The organism is Blautia sp. AM47-4, assembly GCF_003479865.1.
GTDB classification, from domain to species: Bacteria; Bacillota; Clostridia; order Lachnospirales; family Lachnospiraceae; genus Fusicatenibacter; species Fusicatenibacter saccharivorans.
Genome location: NZ_QUHY01000011.1, coordinates 72,595 through 87,612 on the forward strand (window position 1 = coordinate 72,595; position 15,018 = coordinate 87,612).

14 protein-coding genes and 1 pseudogene are annotated in these 15,018 nt (G+C 47.1%); 12 read left to right on the forward strand and 3 right to left on the reverse strand.

The features are described from left to right. Positions 1-26 precede the first annotated feature (26 nt). Positions 27-1,592, forward strand: a complete 1,566-nt coding sequence (locus DW965_RS09295; protein ID WP_119198324.1) for a lipopolysaccharide biosynthesis protein — start codon at positions 27-29, stop codon at positions 1,590-1,592. Positions 1,593-1,621: 29 nt separating this feature from the next. Here the strand turns inward: DW965_RS09295 and DW965_RS09300 are convergent, their stop codons facing one another. Continuing rightward, on the reverse strand, positions 1,622-2,059 hold the full coding sequence (locus tag DW965_RS09300; protein ID WP_119198325.1) for a S24/S26 family peptidase: 438 nt from the start codon (positions 2,057-2,059) through the stop codon (positions 1,622-1,624). 80 nt (positions 2,060-2,139) lie between these two features. On the opposite strand from DW965_RS09300, the gene DW965_RS09305 reads away from it, so the two are divergent. Further along, a complete protein-coding gene (locus tag DW965_RS09305) occupies positions 2,140-3,387 on the forward strand; it encodes a PqqD family protein (RefSeq protein WP_119198326.1) in 1,248 nt (415 codons plus the stop codon). After that, complete coding sequence (locus DW965_RS09310) at positions 3,384-5,153, forward strand: peptidase domain-containing ABC transporter (protein WP_119198327.1); 1,770 nt, start codon at positions 3,384-3,386, stop codon at positions 5,151-5,153. The genes DW965_RS09305 and DW965_RS09310 overlap by 4 nt, the downstream gene beginning before the upstream one ends. 145 nt (positions 5,154-5,298) lie before the next feature. Here DW965_RS09310 and DW965_RS09315 read toward each other — a convergent pair whose 3' ends face one another. Further along, on the reverse strand, positions 5,299-5,679 hold the full coding sequence (locus DW965_RS09315; RefSeq protein WP_118595567.1) for a hypothetical protein: 381 nt from the start codon (positions 5,677-5,679) through the stop codon (positions 5,299-5,301). A 162-nt stretch (positions 5,680-5,841) separates the two neighbouring features. Next, positions 5,842-6,864, reverse strand: coding sequence for a stealth family protein (locus DW965_RS09320; RefSeq protein WP_117801614.1), 1,023 nt, complete (start codon positions 6,862-6,864; stop codon positions 5,842-5,844). 563 nt (positions 6,865-7,427) lie between these two features. Between DW965_RS09320 and DW965_RS21210 the strand changes: the two genes are divergently transcribed. The 9 genes and pseudogenes from DW965_RS21210 to greA all read left to right on the forward strand — a co-directional run bounded on the left by DW965_RS21210 (position 7,428) and on the right by greA (position 14,997). After that, on the forward strand, positions 7,428-7,655 hold the full coding sequence (locus tag DW965_RS21210) for an NfeD family protein (RefSeq protein ID WP_330421075.1): 228 nt from the start codon (positions 7,428-7,430) through the stop codon (positions 7,653-7,655). Positions 7,656-7,678: 23 nt separating this feature from the next. After that, complete coding sequence (locus tag DW965_RS22530) at positions 7,679-7,894, forward strand: NfeD family protein (RefSeq protein WP_442857825.1); 216 nt, start codon at positions 7,679-7,681, stop codon at positions 7,892-7,894. Further along, on the forward strand, positions 7,891-8,859 hold the full coding sequence (locus tag DW965_RS09335) for an SPFH domain-containing protein (RefSeq protein ID WP_117510131.1): 969 nt from the start codon (positions 7,891-7,893) through the stop codon (positions 8,857-8,859). The genes DW965_RS22530 and DW965_RS09335 overlap by 4 nt, the downstream gene beginning before the upstream one ends. Before the next feature lie 354 nt (positions 8,860-9,213). After that, on the forward strand, positions 9,214-10,203 hold the full coding sequence (gene argF / locus DW965_RS09340) for an ornithine carbamoyltransferase (RefSeq protein ID WP_118595568.1): 990 nt from the start codon (positions 9,214-9,216) through the stop codon (positions 10,201-10,203). Between the two features lie 167 nt (positions 10,204-10,370). Then, positions 10,371-11,363 (forward strand): biotin--[acetyl-CoA-carboxylase] ligase, encoded by a 993-nt coding sequence (locus tag DW965_RS09345; protein ID WP_118595569.1) that lies wholly within the window; start codon positions 10,371-10,373, stop codon positions 11,361-11,363. A 33-nt stretch (positions 11,364-11,396) separates the two neighbouring features. Next, a complete protein-coding gene (locus tag DW965_RS09350) occupies positions 11,397-11,780 on the forward strand; it encodes a DUF6145 family protein (RefSeq protein WP_117510128.1) in 384 nt (127 codons plus the stop codon). After that, positions 11,770-12,768 (forward strand): tRNA dihydrouridine synthase DusB, encoded by a 999-nt coding sequence (gene dusB, locus DW965_RS09355; protein ID WP_243030573.1) that lies wholly within the window; start codon positions 11,770-11,772, stop codon positions 12,766-12,768. Before DW965_RS09350 ends, dusB begins: the two co-directional genes overlap by 11 nt. A gap of 120 nt (positions 12,769-12,888) precedes the next feature. After that, positions 12,889-14,282 (forward strand): annotated as a pseudogene (locus DW965_RS22125) (MATE family efflux transporter). Between the two features lie 232 nt (positions 14,283-14,514). After that, complete coding sequence (gene greA / locus DW965_RS09365) at positions 14,515-14,997, forward strand: transcription elongation factor GreA (protein ID WP_022461080.1); 483 nt, start codon at positions 14,515-14,517, stop codon at positions 14,995-14,997. The last annotated feature ends 21 nt before the right edge of the window (positions 14,998-15,018 follow it).

The following is a 15,018-nucleotide window of genomic DNA, read 5'->3' on the forward strand; positions in this document are numbered from 1 at the left end:
AACCAGAAAAACAGCAGAAAAAAGTAATGAGAGTACATAACAAAGAAAAGGAGGACATCATGCGGATTAAAAATCTATTTCGAAACAGCTTTTTCAGTATGTTTTCGCAGTTTGCACTCCTGATTCTTGGATTTTTCAGCCAGCGGGCGATGAATCTGTATATGGGTGCGGAACTTGTCGGCATGAACGGAGTCATTTCCAATGTTATCAACATCCTGTCCGTGACAGAGCTCGGCATTTCGACAGCCATTGTTTATCATCTGTACGGAGCACTTGCAAGGAAGGATGAGCATGAGATTGCATCGCTGATGAACCTGTACCGGAAGGCGTACCGTATTTTTGCGGTGATTGTATTCACGGCAGGAATGCTGCTGCTTCCGCTGATTCATCTGTTTATGAAAAACAACAGCTACTCCCTGACGTATATTCGGATCTTGTACGCTATGTGGCTGATTCGCACGGTACTTTCCTATCTGCTCACCGATCGAAAATCGCTTTTAATTGCAGACCAGAAGGAATACATTGCGAGTATCGCCGGCCTGATTTTAAATGTTGTAAGCTATCTGGCGATTATTCTTCTTGTGACATATCAACAGAATTATCTTCCGGCACTTGGCATTGGGATTGTGACAGAGGTGATGCTGAACATCTGGATTAACTGGTATGTGGAACGGAAATATCCGTTTCTTCATCAGCTGCGGAAAGAAAAAGGTTCCTCTTTCTTTAAGGAGCTGATCTTAAAGGATCTGAAAAACGTGTTTATCTCCAGGGTTTCGGACAAAATGCTGAACTGTACCGATAACCTGATTATTTCCGGGTTCATCGGCGTCGGTACAGTAGGACGGTATGCGAACTACAGCATGATTACGCAGGCGATTATCAATATTCTTACGATTCTGGCCAACACGATTCAGCCGACCATCGGGGATTACTTTACCGAAAAGAATTATCGGCGGAACTATGAAATTCTGCGGCAGCTGACCTTTGTGTTCTTCTGTATTTCTTCCGTCGTGGCAGCCGGACTTTTTTCACTGATTACTCCGTTTATCTGCGATATCTGGCTGAGTCCCGCGTATGAGCTTGGATGGGGAACAGCAGTGCTTTGTATTGTGGTGCTGCTGATCAAAATCATGGGACTGCCGCTCAGTCTTATGATGGGGGTAACAGGACTGTTTGAAAAAGAAAAAAATGCAGGCGCATCAAGTGCGATTCTGAATCTGGTCGTATCGCTTGCTCTTGTAAGACCATATGGCATGACAGGAGTCCTTCTTGGAACCTTACTTTCCTATCTGCTGCAGATCTGCTATCGATACGTTATTTTTTTCCGGGATTTTCTGGAAATGAAAGAGGAAGCCATACGTTATGCGAGGGATCTGGGCGAATACACTGCGGTGATGATCCTGGAAGTTGCAGTGACGCGAAGGATCATACCGCTGATCTATGGAAACGGTGGAATGATACCATTTATCTTCTGTTTTGTCCTCTGTATTCTGGTGCCGCTGGCACTAAATGGTGTGTTCTTTGAAAGAGGCTGGAGACTCCAGAGTATTGTGAAAATGGTGCGGGGAATGAAAAGAAGCGGAAGCAGATGATTTTTTGCGGCAGCCTGTCATTTGCAGGCTTACCGCCCGGAAGAAATTTTGCGAAAAAGTGCCATGATACGCCAGAAAAACGGGCGGATGGGGCGCAGGAACAGCCAGAGAGAGGAAAGCATGCGGTAGACCGGATGAGAGACAGAAAACGATTTCCCGTTGCGCACAACACCGGTCATCTTCCCACGGATCTGATCCGGGCGGAGCGGTCCTTCAATTTCGGTCTGGTTGTCCCCGACCAGATAAAAGCCATCCGAAGTAATGCGGCAGATCCGGTGAAGCACAAGAATGCTCTGTTCACGGCGGTAAAGAATGACATCGCCGCGGCGGAGAAGATGAATCGGATACGCCTCAATGACGGCCTCATCCCGTCCGGGATGAAAAAGCGGATACATGCTGTAGCCCTGCGGCTTCAGCCGGATCGCGGAGCCGTCTTTTAAGAGCTGTTCAATGTCGTAGGTATACATATGGAAACTCCGTTCTGAAAAAAAGATAGATTTATTATAGCATCTCTTTTCCGGAGCGAAAAGACAGAAAGGAACAAAAAATGAGAATCAGAAGACAGGAAGGATATCTGCTGCAGAAAATCGGAAAAACCGTTTATCTTTTGCCCTATGGACAGAAAATTGCAGACCAGAAGCGTGGAATGGAACTGAATGAAACGGCTCTGAGGTTATGGGAGATGCTGGAACAGCCGCAGACGGTGGAAGCACTGACAGACAAGATGGCCGCATATTATGAGATCCCAAAAGAGGAGCAGGGAGAACTGGCGAAGGATATAGAGGCATTTGTACAGGAACTGCTTGTATTTGGCGCTGTGCGCCGGGAACTGGGCTGTCCGAAGGGAAGCTGTGAGGGGCGGCTGCATATTGCGGGAATAAAAATCGAAGTCTATGGAGAAAAAGGATGCATTCCGAAGCAGTTTGATGCATTTCGCATGACAGATGGTGGAAATCCGGAGAAAGCAATCCCGGATCTTATCCTAGAACTGGCAGAACGTCTGCCAGGGAGCCGTCAGAACGGAACCATTCTGATCCGCAACAGGGATCTGACGGTTGCCATCTGGGAGGAGGGCTATGTTTTCCGGTTCGATACACTGAAGAATATTTACGAAATCTGGATGAAAGAAGACGGCAGTTATGCGCGGATTTATTATCGCTGCCCTATCAACGAGGAAGAGCAGGATTCCCTTTTCCTTGCAATCCGCCCGGTATTTCTGTTTCTGGCGCAGCGAAGGGGAATGTTTGCACTGCATTCGGCATCCCTTTTGTATCTTGAAAAAGCCTGGCTGTTTTCCGGTCCGTCGGGGATGGGAAAATCAACCCACACGGCACTCTGGAAAAAATTGTTTGCGACACCGTTTCTGAACGGGGATCTGAACCTGATCGGAAAAGAGGGAGAGAAATTCGTTGTCTATGGCATCCCGTGGTGCGGAACATCAAAAATCTTTACGACGGAGAAAAAAGAGCTGGGTGGAATTGTACTGTTGGAAAAGGCGCCGTCGGAAGAACTGGTTTCTCTGACAGAAGAACAGAAAACGCTCCGCGTGATGCAGCGCATGATTTCCCCACCCTGGACCGCAGAGCTGATGGTAAAAAATTTAAAATTCGCAGAAGCGGTTGCAAAGGAAAAGCCAGTTTACTTCCTGCGATGCACAAAGAATGACACAGCGGCGGAAACGATACAGCGGCAGATCGAGGAGGATGAAAAAAGGCAGAAAGCAGGATCGGACGATTGTATGAAAAATATGAAAAAAAGGATTCCAAAGGAACAGGCGCAGGAGGATGAATCATGAAGGAGCTTCGGCAGAAGATAGGGAAATACCTTCAGGCAGAAATGCTGCAGAAGATGTGGAAGGAATTTCGCTGGATTTTTCAGTACGCCAGAAGGTACTGGAAAGCCATGCTTTTTTATACGGCGCTTGGCATTTTCGGAACCGGTGTTTCACTGGCATCGAGTGTGATCTCAAAGGATCTTGTCGATATCATCACAGGCCACCAGACAGGAAAGCTGATTCAGACCTTTGCGCTGATGATAGGATTTTCCTTTGGAAATACCCTGATTTCCCAGGCGACCAGTTATGCCTCGACGATGATTAACCTGAAAGTAGACCGGGAAATCCAGAATGACATTTTTGAAAAAATTCTGGTGACGGACTGGGAATCCTTAACCACTTATCACACGGGCGATCTGGTTACACGCTGGAGCTCGGACGCATCGAACATTTCCGGCGGTATCCTGAACTGGCTGCCGAATCTTGTGATTTACACGGTAAAATTTATCAGTGCACTGGCAGTTGTTGTTCATTACGATCCGACATTTGCGGTCTTTGCATTGCTCGGAATCCCGTTCAGCGCCCTGCTGTCGCGCCCGCTGCTGCGGCGTATGACAAACAACAATCAGCGGAGCGCACAGATGAGCGCGAAGCTGTACGGCTTCAACCAGGAGGCATTTTCCAACATTCAGACGATTAAGGCATTCGATATGATCCGTTTTTATGTAAATCGTTTGAAAAATCTGCAGCAGGACTATATCAAAATGCGGCTCGATTTCCAGAAAATGTCCATTGCAACATCACTTCTGATGACGCTGATCAGCTACGTTGTTTCCTACAGCTGCTATGGCTGGGGAATTTACCGTGTCTGGAGCGGGGCAATTTCCTATGGAACGATGACCATGTTTCTGTCCCTTTCCGGTACGCTGACTGGTGCGGTCAACTCTTTGGTAAGCCTTGTGCCGTCGGCAATATCGCTCGGCATTTCAGCCGGCCGTCTGATGGATATCGTAGAGATGCCGCAGGAGGATTACAGTGCGGATGGCGAAGTAGAACGGTTTGCGGAGAAATATCAGTCGGGAGGTATCGGACTTAAGATGCAGGATCTTTGCTATACGTATCACACAGGGACGGAAGTGTTTTCGAATGCTTCGATGGAAGCGTGGCCGCATGAGATTATTGCACTGGTTGGCCCATCGGGAGGGGGAAAAACAACCATGCTCCGCCTGATTTTGTCCCTGCTGCGTGCGCAGGAGGGGGAAGCCTGGATTGGTGCAGGAGAGGAACCATTGCAGAGGCTTGCCCTGTCGCCGTCTACGCGAAAGCTGTTTTCCTACGTGCCGCAGGGAAACACGATGTTTTCGGGAACAATAGCGGAAAATATGCGGAATGTGAAGCCGGAAGCTACAGACGAGGAGATCATAGAAGCATTAAAACTGGCATGTGCCTGGGATTTTGTGGAAAAACTGCCAGACGGTATTGAGAGTATGGTGAAAGAACGCGGCGGCGGATTTTCAGAAGGGCAGGCACAGCGGCTTTCGATTGCGCGCGCACTGCTTCGGAAATCACCGATTTTGCTGCTGGATGAAGCAACCTCAGCACTTGATGTGGCGACAGAGCGGAAGGTGCTGAACAATATTATGACGGATACGTATCCGCGAACCTGCATTGTAACGACACATCGGCCTACGGTACTCGGGATCTGTACGAGAGTGTATGCGATTCGGGATAAGAAGTGCGAAGTGGTGGGTGAAACGGAGATCGCGGAGATGGAGAAGGATTTTTAAAGATAAAAAAAGAAAAAGCAATGGGGACGCACCTCATTGCTTTTTCTTTTGATAACTTGCTGAAGATGAATCGGTAATTTTAGCACTAACAACCGCAAGACCTGGCTCTGAACAGTTATCAAAGTTTTTAGAGCAGGTTTGCTTTTTAGCTTACCGAGTAGGTGAAGCCGGTCATCTTCAGATCGTCGATGCTGGTTCCGTGATTTAAATGGATACCAATCGTCAGCGGATTTGATGCTGTGCTGGCAAAGGTAAACGTAGCAGTCTTTCCGGAGCAGGATGCCTGTACAGATGCATCATCCGTTTCCGCCTGATCAACCGTGTCGTTGAACGTAATGTTCAATGTGATCGTTCCGTTAATACCTGACCAGTCTGCCATTGCAAGACCTTTACCGCCATTTGTGCCCCAGCGATCCCACACGCCGTGGTAAGTAACATTCAGAGTTCCTTGGCCGCTTGCCGCATAAACGCCTTCTGCCATTCCGGTGTCGATAGAGACAACAGGTTTTTTATAAGTTTTAGTCATAGGTCAGTAATTTCCTTTCTTGTGAAAATTCTTTTTATTACAAAATTATTATAGAAATAAAATCACACACATGTCAATAGATCTGAGGTAAAAAATTACAATTTTAATTAAAATACATGTTGCTTTATAATCTGTCACGTGAACGAACAGAAAAACAGTTTTTTATTTCTCAAACTGTGATTTTTCCGGAAACAGGATAGAAAATGCATGGTTTAATTCCTGTTTTACTTTTTCATATGGGATTTCAAAGTTGCTGTCGTTGATACAAATACATTTTGACTTCTGCTTCGTAATCGTCTTTACCAGCTCCGGGTTTTCCGGCTGCAGATTAAAGTATCGGCAGAATTTATGAATATTCTTTGGAACAAAATTTCCGCTCAGCTTCTGATATTCCCGCAGAACATACTGGCTGATATCTTCTTTATGACGGAAAGGATGGCAACAGACATGATGCAAAAGCTCTTCTTCGTTTTTCCAGAAGAAACGGTAGGACTCTTTTTTTAGCGGGGATGGTCCGTGTACGGTATAAAATCCGGTAAACCGCGGAAATGCCATTTCCAGAAGATTATATCCGAAATACATCAACGGATAGCCGGGATGAAAATATGCGCCCGGCTGTTTCTTCATATTTTCCCGTTTATCGAAATATTTGGCGAGAACCATCGCATTGTTCAGATAGACATACGGCATAATCTGGTCATCTGCATTTGCAACATCTGGCTGAAGCGCAAGCATGTCAACAGGTCTTTCGTCTCTAAAAAAATCTTCCGGAGAAACTTTTTTTATGAGAAACATATCATCATTGAAATAAACAAAATTTTCTGTCAGCCATTCAATGCGATGAAAATTCCACTCAATCGGATGGGAACTAAAGGTAGGAAGAAATTCCGCAGGAATAAAATCCTCGTGCCGCACAATATGCAGTTTGGGATGCTCTTCCTTTAACCATTTCGGCAGATGCCCATAGGTTATAAAATGAATTTGGTTGACCCATGGTGCAAATGTTTCAACACCACGGAACCAGTATTTCAAAATATCCCAGTCGCGATATCTTGCGGTACTGTTATCCAGAGATTCATCCACAAAGATTCCCTGCTTTCTTAAGGTTTCCTGCCGCTGCATGTCCCAGACAGGATCTGACCCGTCTACCCATGTAATCACAAAATCAATTTTAGGAGTTTTCATTTGCTGTGATCCTTTCGTACAGTGTTATGTGTGGCTTGTTTGTATTATATTAAAAAAATTACAAAAACTGATATTTGTATAATTTTATCACAACATGTACTGGCGTACAATGAAAGAGTGGTGAAAGAAGGTTGACGTTCTGTATATTATGGCGACCTGATGCTGTTTCACCTGGTGATTGGTGCAATGTATCTGGCGAAGGAAGAGATGACATATGAAGGAAAAAATGTTTCTGCGGTCAGAAAGCTGCTGAAACAATATGGGTCAGATCCGTTTGTTCGAAAAACTCTGACGATATGGAATTGCCTGCATTACGTAGTTCAAATCAAATCGGTATTCTGGAAACTATTAAGCTTCACCCTCGTATTATTTTTACGTCTTCACGCATATGGTTTTCTGTCAGCAATCCTCGTTTTCATGTCCGGGCTTGGAATTGACAGTCTGTAGACGATTCCTGACAAATCTTTCTTTTTTCTGAATGTTTTTAACTTTGCTTGTTATTTTTTCATCATTATAGTATGATGAATACAACAGCCAATTTTTTCAGAAAGGGGGAAAAACGCATGGGTATTACAGCTTACCTGCCGGTTTACTGGCTGATCGCACTCGTCGTTTTTTTAGTGATTGAGGCAGCAACACTTGGTCTTGCGACGATCTGGTTTGCAGGTGGGGCGCTTGTTGCTTTGATCGCTGCCATGTGCGGAGCCGGGATTGTGATTCAGATTGTACTGTTTCTTGTTGTATCGCTGGTACTTCTGTTTTTACACGTCCGCTCGCCGTTCGCTTTCTGAATAAGGATACACTGAAGACGAACGTGGACCGTGTGGTTGGCATGGAAGGAGTCGTGACGGAAGAAATCTCCAATCTTGCGGGAACCGGAAAGGTTTCGCTTGGAGGAAACATGTGGACTGCGCGTACAGAGAACGAAGGAGGTACGATTCCCGTGGATGCAGTCGTTACGGTGCTCCGTGTGGAAGGCGTCAAGCTGATTGTAAAGGTCAAAGAAAAAGAAGGAGGAAATGAAACATGAGTGGTGGAGGAGTTGCAGGAATTTTATTGATTTTGCTTCTTGTGGTTGCATTGTTTATCGCAGCATCGTGTGTGAAAATTGTACCGCAGGCCAGTGCTTACGTGGTAGAGAGCCTTGGAAAATACAAGGACACCTGGGCAACAGGTCTTCATTTCAAGGTTCCGTTTATCGAGCGTGTAGCGATTCGCGTGAACCTGAAAGAGCAGGTGGTGGATTTCCCGCCGCAGCCGGTTATCACAAAAGATAATGTTACGATGCAGATTGATACCGTTGTATTTTTCCAGATTACCGATCCGAAGCTGTTTGCATACGGTGTTGTTAATCCGCTGATGGCAATTGAAAACCTGACGGCAACAACGCTTCGAAACATCATCGGAGATCTGGAGCTCGATGAAACGCTGACATCCCGTGAGATCATCAACACGAAGATGCAGGCTGCGCTTGATATCGCGACCGATCCGTGGGGAATTAAAGTAAACCGTGTCGAGCTGAAAAACATTATGCCTCCGGCAGCCATCCAGGAAGCGATGGAGAAACAGATGAAGGCAGAGCGTGAACGCCGTGAAGCAATCCTGATTGCAGAAGGAGAGAAAAAATCGACCATCCTTGTTGCCGAAGGTAAAAAACAGTCGGCCATCCTCGATGCAGAGGCTGAAAAACAGGCGGCTATTCTTCGCGCAGAGGCAGAAAAAGAGAAACGGATCCGTGAGGCAGAAGGCCAGGCAGAGGCAATCCTCAAAGTACAGCAGGCAAATGCCGATGGTATCCGCGCGATCAAAGAAGCCGGTGCAGACGATGCTGTTCTTACCTTAAAGAGCCTCGAGGCACTCGGTGTTCTGGCAAATGGAAAGGCAACAAAGATTGTTGTTCCGTCCGATCTGCAGGGACTGGCAAGTCTGGCCACCACATTCAAAGGTATTGTGGAGGAACAGAAAGTGCCGGCAGGAAAAGAAGTGCAGAAGTAAAATAGAGATAAATCGATAAGAAAAAGAGAATTCTCCCACAGAAAGCGTGATGCCGGATGTGGGAGATTTTTCATGGACAGCGAACAAAAGTCCGCAGTTACAAGAGCCCCCGGTGACAGCGTGATAACGGGAAAAATGGAAAGAGAGTGTTTTTAAAGTGCATAAAAATGCATATTATATGAATAATATAAAGAAAATACGCAAAAATATACATTTTCCTCTTGACAGATGAACAGGCCTGTTTCATAATAGAGACTATTCAAGGAAACCAAGGGGCAAAAAACTTTTTGACCCAACATCACAGTATAGGAAATAATAAAATACACCATATGCAGATATAAGGAGGAACAAGCCATGGATTTAAAAGGACGCGATTTTCTGACATTGAAAGATTTTACACCGGAAGAGATTGCCTATCTGCTGGATCTGTCCGCAGAGCTGAAGGAGAAGAAAAAGAAAGGCATTCCGGTGGATACCCTGCGTGGTAAAAACGTTGCGCTGATTTTTGAGAAAACCAGCACCAGAACCCGCTGTTCCTTCGAGGTAGCTGCACACGATCTCGGTATGGGAACAACGTATCTGGATCCGACCGGTTCCCAGATCGGCAAAAAAGAGAGCATTAAAGATACAGCCCGCGTTCTTGCCGGTATGTATGAGGGAATCGAGTACCGTGGATTCGGCCAGGAGATCGTAGAAGAGCTGGCAAAATATTCCAAAGTCCCGGTATGGAACGGACTGACGAACGAGTACCACCCGACCCAGATGCTCGCCGATATGCTGACAATCCAGGAAGAGTTCGGCCACTTAAAAGGCATCAAACTCGTTTACATGGGCGACGCCCGCTACAATATGGGAAATTCCCTGATGATTGCATCTGCCAAGATGGGAATGGATTTTGTGGCCTGTGCACCGAAGAAATACTTCCCGAACGCAGAGCTTGTGGCTCAGTGTGAGGAGTATGCAAAGGAGAGCGGTGCAACCATCACCCTCACCGAGGATGTAAAAGAGGGAACAAAAGATGCCGATGTTATCTACACCGATGTCTGGGTATCTATGGGTGAGCCGGACAGCGTATGGGAAGAGAGAATCCACGATCTGACTCCGTACCGTGTCACAAAAGAAGCAATGGCAAATGCAAAAGATACCGCCGTATTCCTGCACTGTCTGCCGTCCTTCCACGATCTGAAAACAAAGATTGGAAAAGAGATCCACGACCGCTACGGCCTGAACGAGATGGAAGTAACCGATGAGGTGTTTGAATCTGCGCAGTCGAGAGTATTCGAAGAAGCAGAGAACCGTATGCATACGATCAAAGCAGTTATGGCAGCGACCCTCGGAGCATAAAGTTTTGGGTGGAAAAACCGGAATAGACTGTGTATAATAGAATAACGAAGAAACACGCACAGCAGCGCTGCGGAAAACTCTTCCGCAGCGCTGCTGTTGATTTTTCGAAATGCATAAAGCGTGCTTCTTATAGTTAGAAAGCGACACAGGGAGTGTGAAGATACGATATGCTGGAAAATAAGAGAGCTGAGACGCTGCGCCTTCTGCGGGAATCCGGGAAAAATGTTTCCGGACAGGAGCTGTGTGAACATTTTGGGATTTCCCGCACCGCAGTATGGAAGATGATGAATCAGTTGAAGGAAGAGGGATACGAGATTGAAGCCGTTCAGAATAAGGGATACCGCCTGTTAAACGAGCCGGATCTCGTAACGAAGGATGAGCTGGAAAGCCGCACGCATACGAAATATGTCGGACAGACGGTTTATTATAGCCGCGAGGTGGATTCGACAAACACGTGGGCGAAGCGGTTGGCGGAAGAGGGTGCGCCGAACGGCACCCTGACAACAGCCGAGACGCAGACTGCCGGAAAAGGCCGCCGCGGCAGAGTCTGGAAATCGCCGGAGGGAACCTCTGTTTCGATGTCGATTCTGCTGTACCCGGATCTTGAGCCGGCCAAAGCACCGATGCTGACGATTGTAATGGGACTTGCCGTAGTGCAGGGTGTGCAAAGAGCGCTCGGTGTCGATACGAAAATCAAATGGCCGAACGACGCAGTGCTGAATGGGAAAAAGCTCTGTGGTATCCTGACAGAGATGAGCGCACAGATTGATTATATCAATTATGTTGTCATCGGAACCGGAATCAATGTCAATCAGATGGAATTTCCGGAAGAAATCGCGGAGATTGCGACCTCACTGGCGATAGAAATGGGTCATCCCGTCAACCGGGCGAAAGTGGTCGCAGCAGTGCTGGAGGCATTTGAGGAGGACTATGAAAAATTCCTGGAAGCAGGGGATCTCTCTGAGCTGAAGGAAGCATATGAGGCTGTGCTTGCAAACAAAGATCAGCCGGTGCGTGTACTCGATCCGAAGGAACCGTTCGAGGGCGTTGCACTTGGCATCACGCCGACCGGTGAGCTGCGCGTGCAAAAAGAGGACGGAACGATCGTTGAGGTGCATTCCGGCGAGGTTTCGGTGCGCGGCTTATACAGTTACGTATAGAGAGATCGGAAAAAGGAAGAGAAAGGAAAAATCATGTATTCAGATAATGAAAAAGTAGTGCTCTGCGGAGCAAGTGCATACGAACAGAAATATTATTTTAACCAGGATTTTGCATCCCTGCCACAGTCTGTGCAGGATGAGCTTCATGTTATGTGTGTTATGTTTACGGTGGAAATCGGCGGTATTTTTACCATGTGGTTTGACAGCGACGGAAGTCTGCAGTTTGAGACAGAGGCTGTAGACGCAGATGCGATGTATGACGAGATCGGCGGCGCGCTTCGGATTAAGCAGTATCAGGAAGAAAAAAAGGAGCTGCTGGAATCCCTGGAGCTGTATTACCGTGTCTTCTTCCTCGGTGAGGAGGTGCCGGAGGAGGCGCTGATGGAAGAGGACGGAGAGAAGCCGAATGGAAAATAAGAAACGTACACTGCAAAAGATGCCGCCACTGAGAATCGGAAACGTGGAGATGCCAAACCCACTCGTGCTTGCACCGATGGCGGGGGTGACGGATCTGCCGTTTCGTGTTCTGTGCAAGGAGCAGGGCGCGGGCCTGATCTGTATGGAAATGGTGAGCGCGAAGGCAATTTTATATAAGAATAAAAATACCGAGGATCTGATGACGATCGATCCGGTTGAGCATCCGGTGTCCCTGCAGCTTTTCGGCAGTGATCCGGAGATTTTGGGGCAGATTGCCGCGCAGATCGAAGAAAGGCCGTTTGATATTCTGGATTTTAACATGGGCTGCCCGGTGCCAAAGGTTGTCAATAACGGCGAAGGCTCGGCCCTTATGAAGGATCCGCATCTGGTGAGGGAAATCGTGACAAGCATGGTAAAGGCAGTGAAAAAGCCTGTAACCGTAAAGATCCGAAAGGGCTTTAACGAAGAATCGGCGAATGCTGTGGAAATTGCGAAGATCCTCGAGGACTGCGGAGTGGCTGCAATTGCGGTTCATGGAAGAACGAGAGCGCAGTTTTATTCCGGAAAAGCAGACTGGGATATCATCCGCCGGGTAAAAGAGGCAGTCTCGATTCCGGTTATCGGAAACGGAGATGTGACAGATGCGGCGAGTGCCGAGGCACTGGTGGAGCAGACCGGCTGTGACGGTATCATGATCGGACGCGGCGCGGAAGGAAATCCGTGGATTTTTAAACAGATTCTTCATTATATGGAAACAGGCGAAACGCTTGCAAGGCCGACCCAGCATGAGGTAAAAGAAATGATGCTCCGCCATGCACGGATGCAGGTGGAATATAAGGGCGGCGCGATCGGCATCCGCGAGATGCGCAAGCATGTTGCATGGTATACGGCAGGCTTTCCGCACTCGGCAAAGCTGCGCGCGGCGATCAATCAGGTGGAGAGCCTGCAGGCGCTGGAACAGATGCTGAATGAGTGGGAACGAGGATAAAAAATAAGTCAAAAAAGTACCTATGATATGCCAATATTGATATATCATGGGTGCTTTTTCTGTGCTATACTGATAAACAGAGGTATTAGGACAAAAAACACTAAAGAGGGAGTGTAGTGTATGACTATGAAGGAACTTTTCGCACCGTCCGACATGACGGTGGGAAAGCCGTGGGAAAAGATTGTAGCTTTTACAATCCCTATGCTGATCGGCAACATTGCCCAGCAGCTCTACAACACGGTTGACAGTATTGTGATCGGAAAATATGTCGGGGACAATGCGCTTGCGGCAGTTGGAAGCGCCAGCCCGATCTTAAACCTGCTTCTGGTTCTGTTCGTCGGAATTTCCGTCGGCGCCGGCGTCATGGTGTCGCAGTATTTTGGGGCAAAACAAAGAAAAGAGCTTTCGATGACGATCGGAAACTGCGTCACGCTGACAGCAATTTCTTCCATCATTATTATGATTCTGGGAGCCGTCCTCTCAAGGCCGCTGCTGGAAATGCTGAAAACACCGGATTCCATCATCGACTGGTGTACATCGTATCTGGTGATCCTGATGGTGGGCTGTGCCGGCAGTGCGTACTATAACATTCTATGTGGTATCCTTCGCGGACTCGGCGATTCGATTTCGGCGCTGATTTATCTGCTGGTGGCAACGGTCATCAATATTGTATTGGATATTGTATTCGTTTCCCAGTTCCACATGGCGTTGCCGGAGTTGCATACGCGACCGTGATTGCGCAGGCAATTTCTGCAGTACTCTGCATGTGGCGTCTGATGCGTATGACCGACATTTTTGATTTCAGACCCAAATATCTGAAAATGAAAAAACAGTATTCGATGGAAATTATCCGCCTTGGCCTGCCGTCCGGTATTACCCAGGCGATCTTCTCCATGGCGATGGTTATCGTACAGTCGCTGACCAACAGCTTCGGTGAAATGGTTATCGCCGCGAATGTTATCATCATGCGTGTCGATGGCTTTGCAATGATGCCGAACTTTTCGTTTGGTACCGCGATGACAACGTATGCCGGTCAGAATGTCGGCGCACGCCGTATGGACCGCGTAGAGCAGGGCGCAAAACAGGGAACACTGATTGCTGTCGGAACCTCAACGACCATTACCCTTTTAATTGTTATTTTCGGCCATCATCTGATGGGAATCTTTACGAATACCACAGAGCTCGTAACATTAAGTGCCAATATGATGAAGATCCTTGCGGTCGGCTATATTGCCATGGCAGTAACACAGTCGCTTTCCGGCGTCATGCGTGGAGCAGGCGATACGATGACCCCGATGTGGATTTCGATGGTTGTTACCGTTGTCATCCGTGTGCCGCTGGCATACGGTCTGGCCTTTCTGACCAGAACGCCGGAGCTGCCAAACGGACGATATCAGGTACTCTGGATTTCCATGCTGGTAAGCTGGTGCATGGGTGCGCTTCTGACGCTGATTTTCTATAAAAAAGGAAATTGGAAAAAGAAAGCACTGACAGGAAGCTCATCCGAAAAATAAAGGAAAAATAAGAGAAAGATGCAGGAAGGATTTGTGAAAAAGAAAATCTTTCCTGCGTTTCTTTTTTTCTTGACATTCCGTGGGCAATCCTTTATACTACTTTAATTGTTAGGATAGGCGGAGTCTATCCTTATTTCAACCGGGAATACTGAAAATACAGCGCATTTCCGGAGAGTTTACAGAATAAAATCAGATATGACTGGATACAGAAACGATAGAAAGGGTGTATAAAATGGAACAGAAAAAAACGATTCTTACCTATGCCGGCCTGAAAAAACTGGAGGACGAGCTTCATGACCTCAAAGTAAACAAACGTAGAGAAATTGCCGGTAAAATCAAAGAAGCAAGAGAGCAGGGAGACCTTTCCGAGAACGCCGAGTACGATGCAGCAAAAGATGAGCAGCGTGACATCGAGGCAAGAATTGAAGAGATCGAAAAAATCCTGAAAAACGCAGAGGTTGTTGTTGAGGACGAAGTAGATTCCGATAAGATCAATATCGGATGTAAAGTAGACGTACTGGATCTGGAGTATGACGAGGAAATCGAGTTCCAGATCGTTGGCTCCACCGAAGCAAACAGCCTGGAAGGAAAAATTTCCAACGAGTCTCCGGTAGGAAAAGCTCTGATCGGCGCGCACAAGGATGATATTGTCGATGTAGAAACACCGGCCGGAATTATGCAGTACAAAGTACTTTCTATCCAGAGAAATATCTAATAAAATACAAAGAAAAGGGAG

Coding starts and splice junctions, on each gene's coding strand:
- DW965_RS09295 (WP_119198324.1), top strand. CDS start 27: ATGAGAGTACATAACAAAGAAAAGGAGGACATCATGCGGATTAAAAAT.
- DW965_RS09300 (WP_119198325.1), bottom strand. CDS start 2,059: ATGTATACCTACGACATTGAACAGCTCTTAAAAGACGGCTCCGCGATC.
- DW965_RS09305 (WP_119198326.1), top strand. CDS start 2,140: ATGAGAATCAGAAGACAGGAAGGATATCTGCTGCAGAAAATCGGAAAA.
- DW965_RS09310 (WP_119198327.1), top strand. CDS start 3,384: ATGAAGGAGCTTCGGCAGAAGATAGGGAAATACCTTCAGGCAGAAATG.
- DW965_RS09315 (WP_118595567.1), bottom strand. CDS start 5,679: ATGACTAAAACTTATAAAAAACCTGTTGTCTCTATCGACACCGGAATG.
- DW965_RS09320 (WP_117801614.1), bottom strand. CDS start 6,864: ATGAAAACTCCTAAAATTGATTTTGTGATTACATGGGTAGACGGGTCA.
- DW965_RS21210 (WP_330421075.1), top strand. CDS start 7,428: ATGGGTATTACAGCTTACCTGCCGGTTTACTGGCTGATCGCACTCGTC.
- DW965_RS09335 (WP_117510131.1), top strand. CDS start 7,891: ATGAGTGGTGGAGGAGTTGCAGGAATTTTATTGATTTTGCTTCTTGTG.
- argF (WP_118595568.1), top strand. CDS start 9,214: ATGGATTTAAAAGGACGCGATTTTCTGACATTGAAAGATTTTACACCG.
- DW965_RS09345 (WP_118595569.1), top strand. CDS start 10,371: ATGCTGGAAAATAAGAGAGCTGAGACGCTGCGCCTTCTGCGGGAATCC.
- DW965_RS09350 (WP_117510128.1), top strand. CDS start 11,397: ATGTATTCAGATAATGAAAAAGTAGTGCTCTGCGGAGCAAGTGCATAC.
- dusB (WP_243030573.1), top strand. CDS start 11,770: ATGGAAAATAAGAAACGTACACTGCAAAAGATGCCGCCACTGAGAATC.
- greA (WP_022461080.1), top strand. CDS start 14,515: ATGGAACAGAAAAAAACGATTCTTACCTATGCCGGCCTGAAAAAACTG.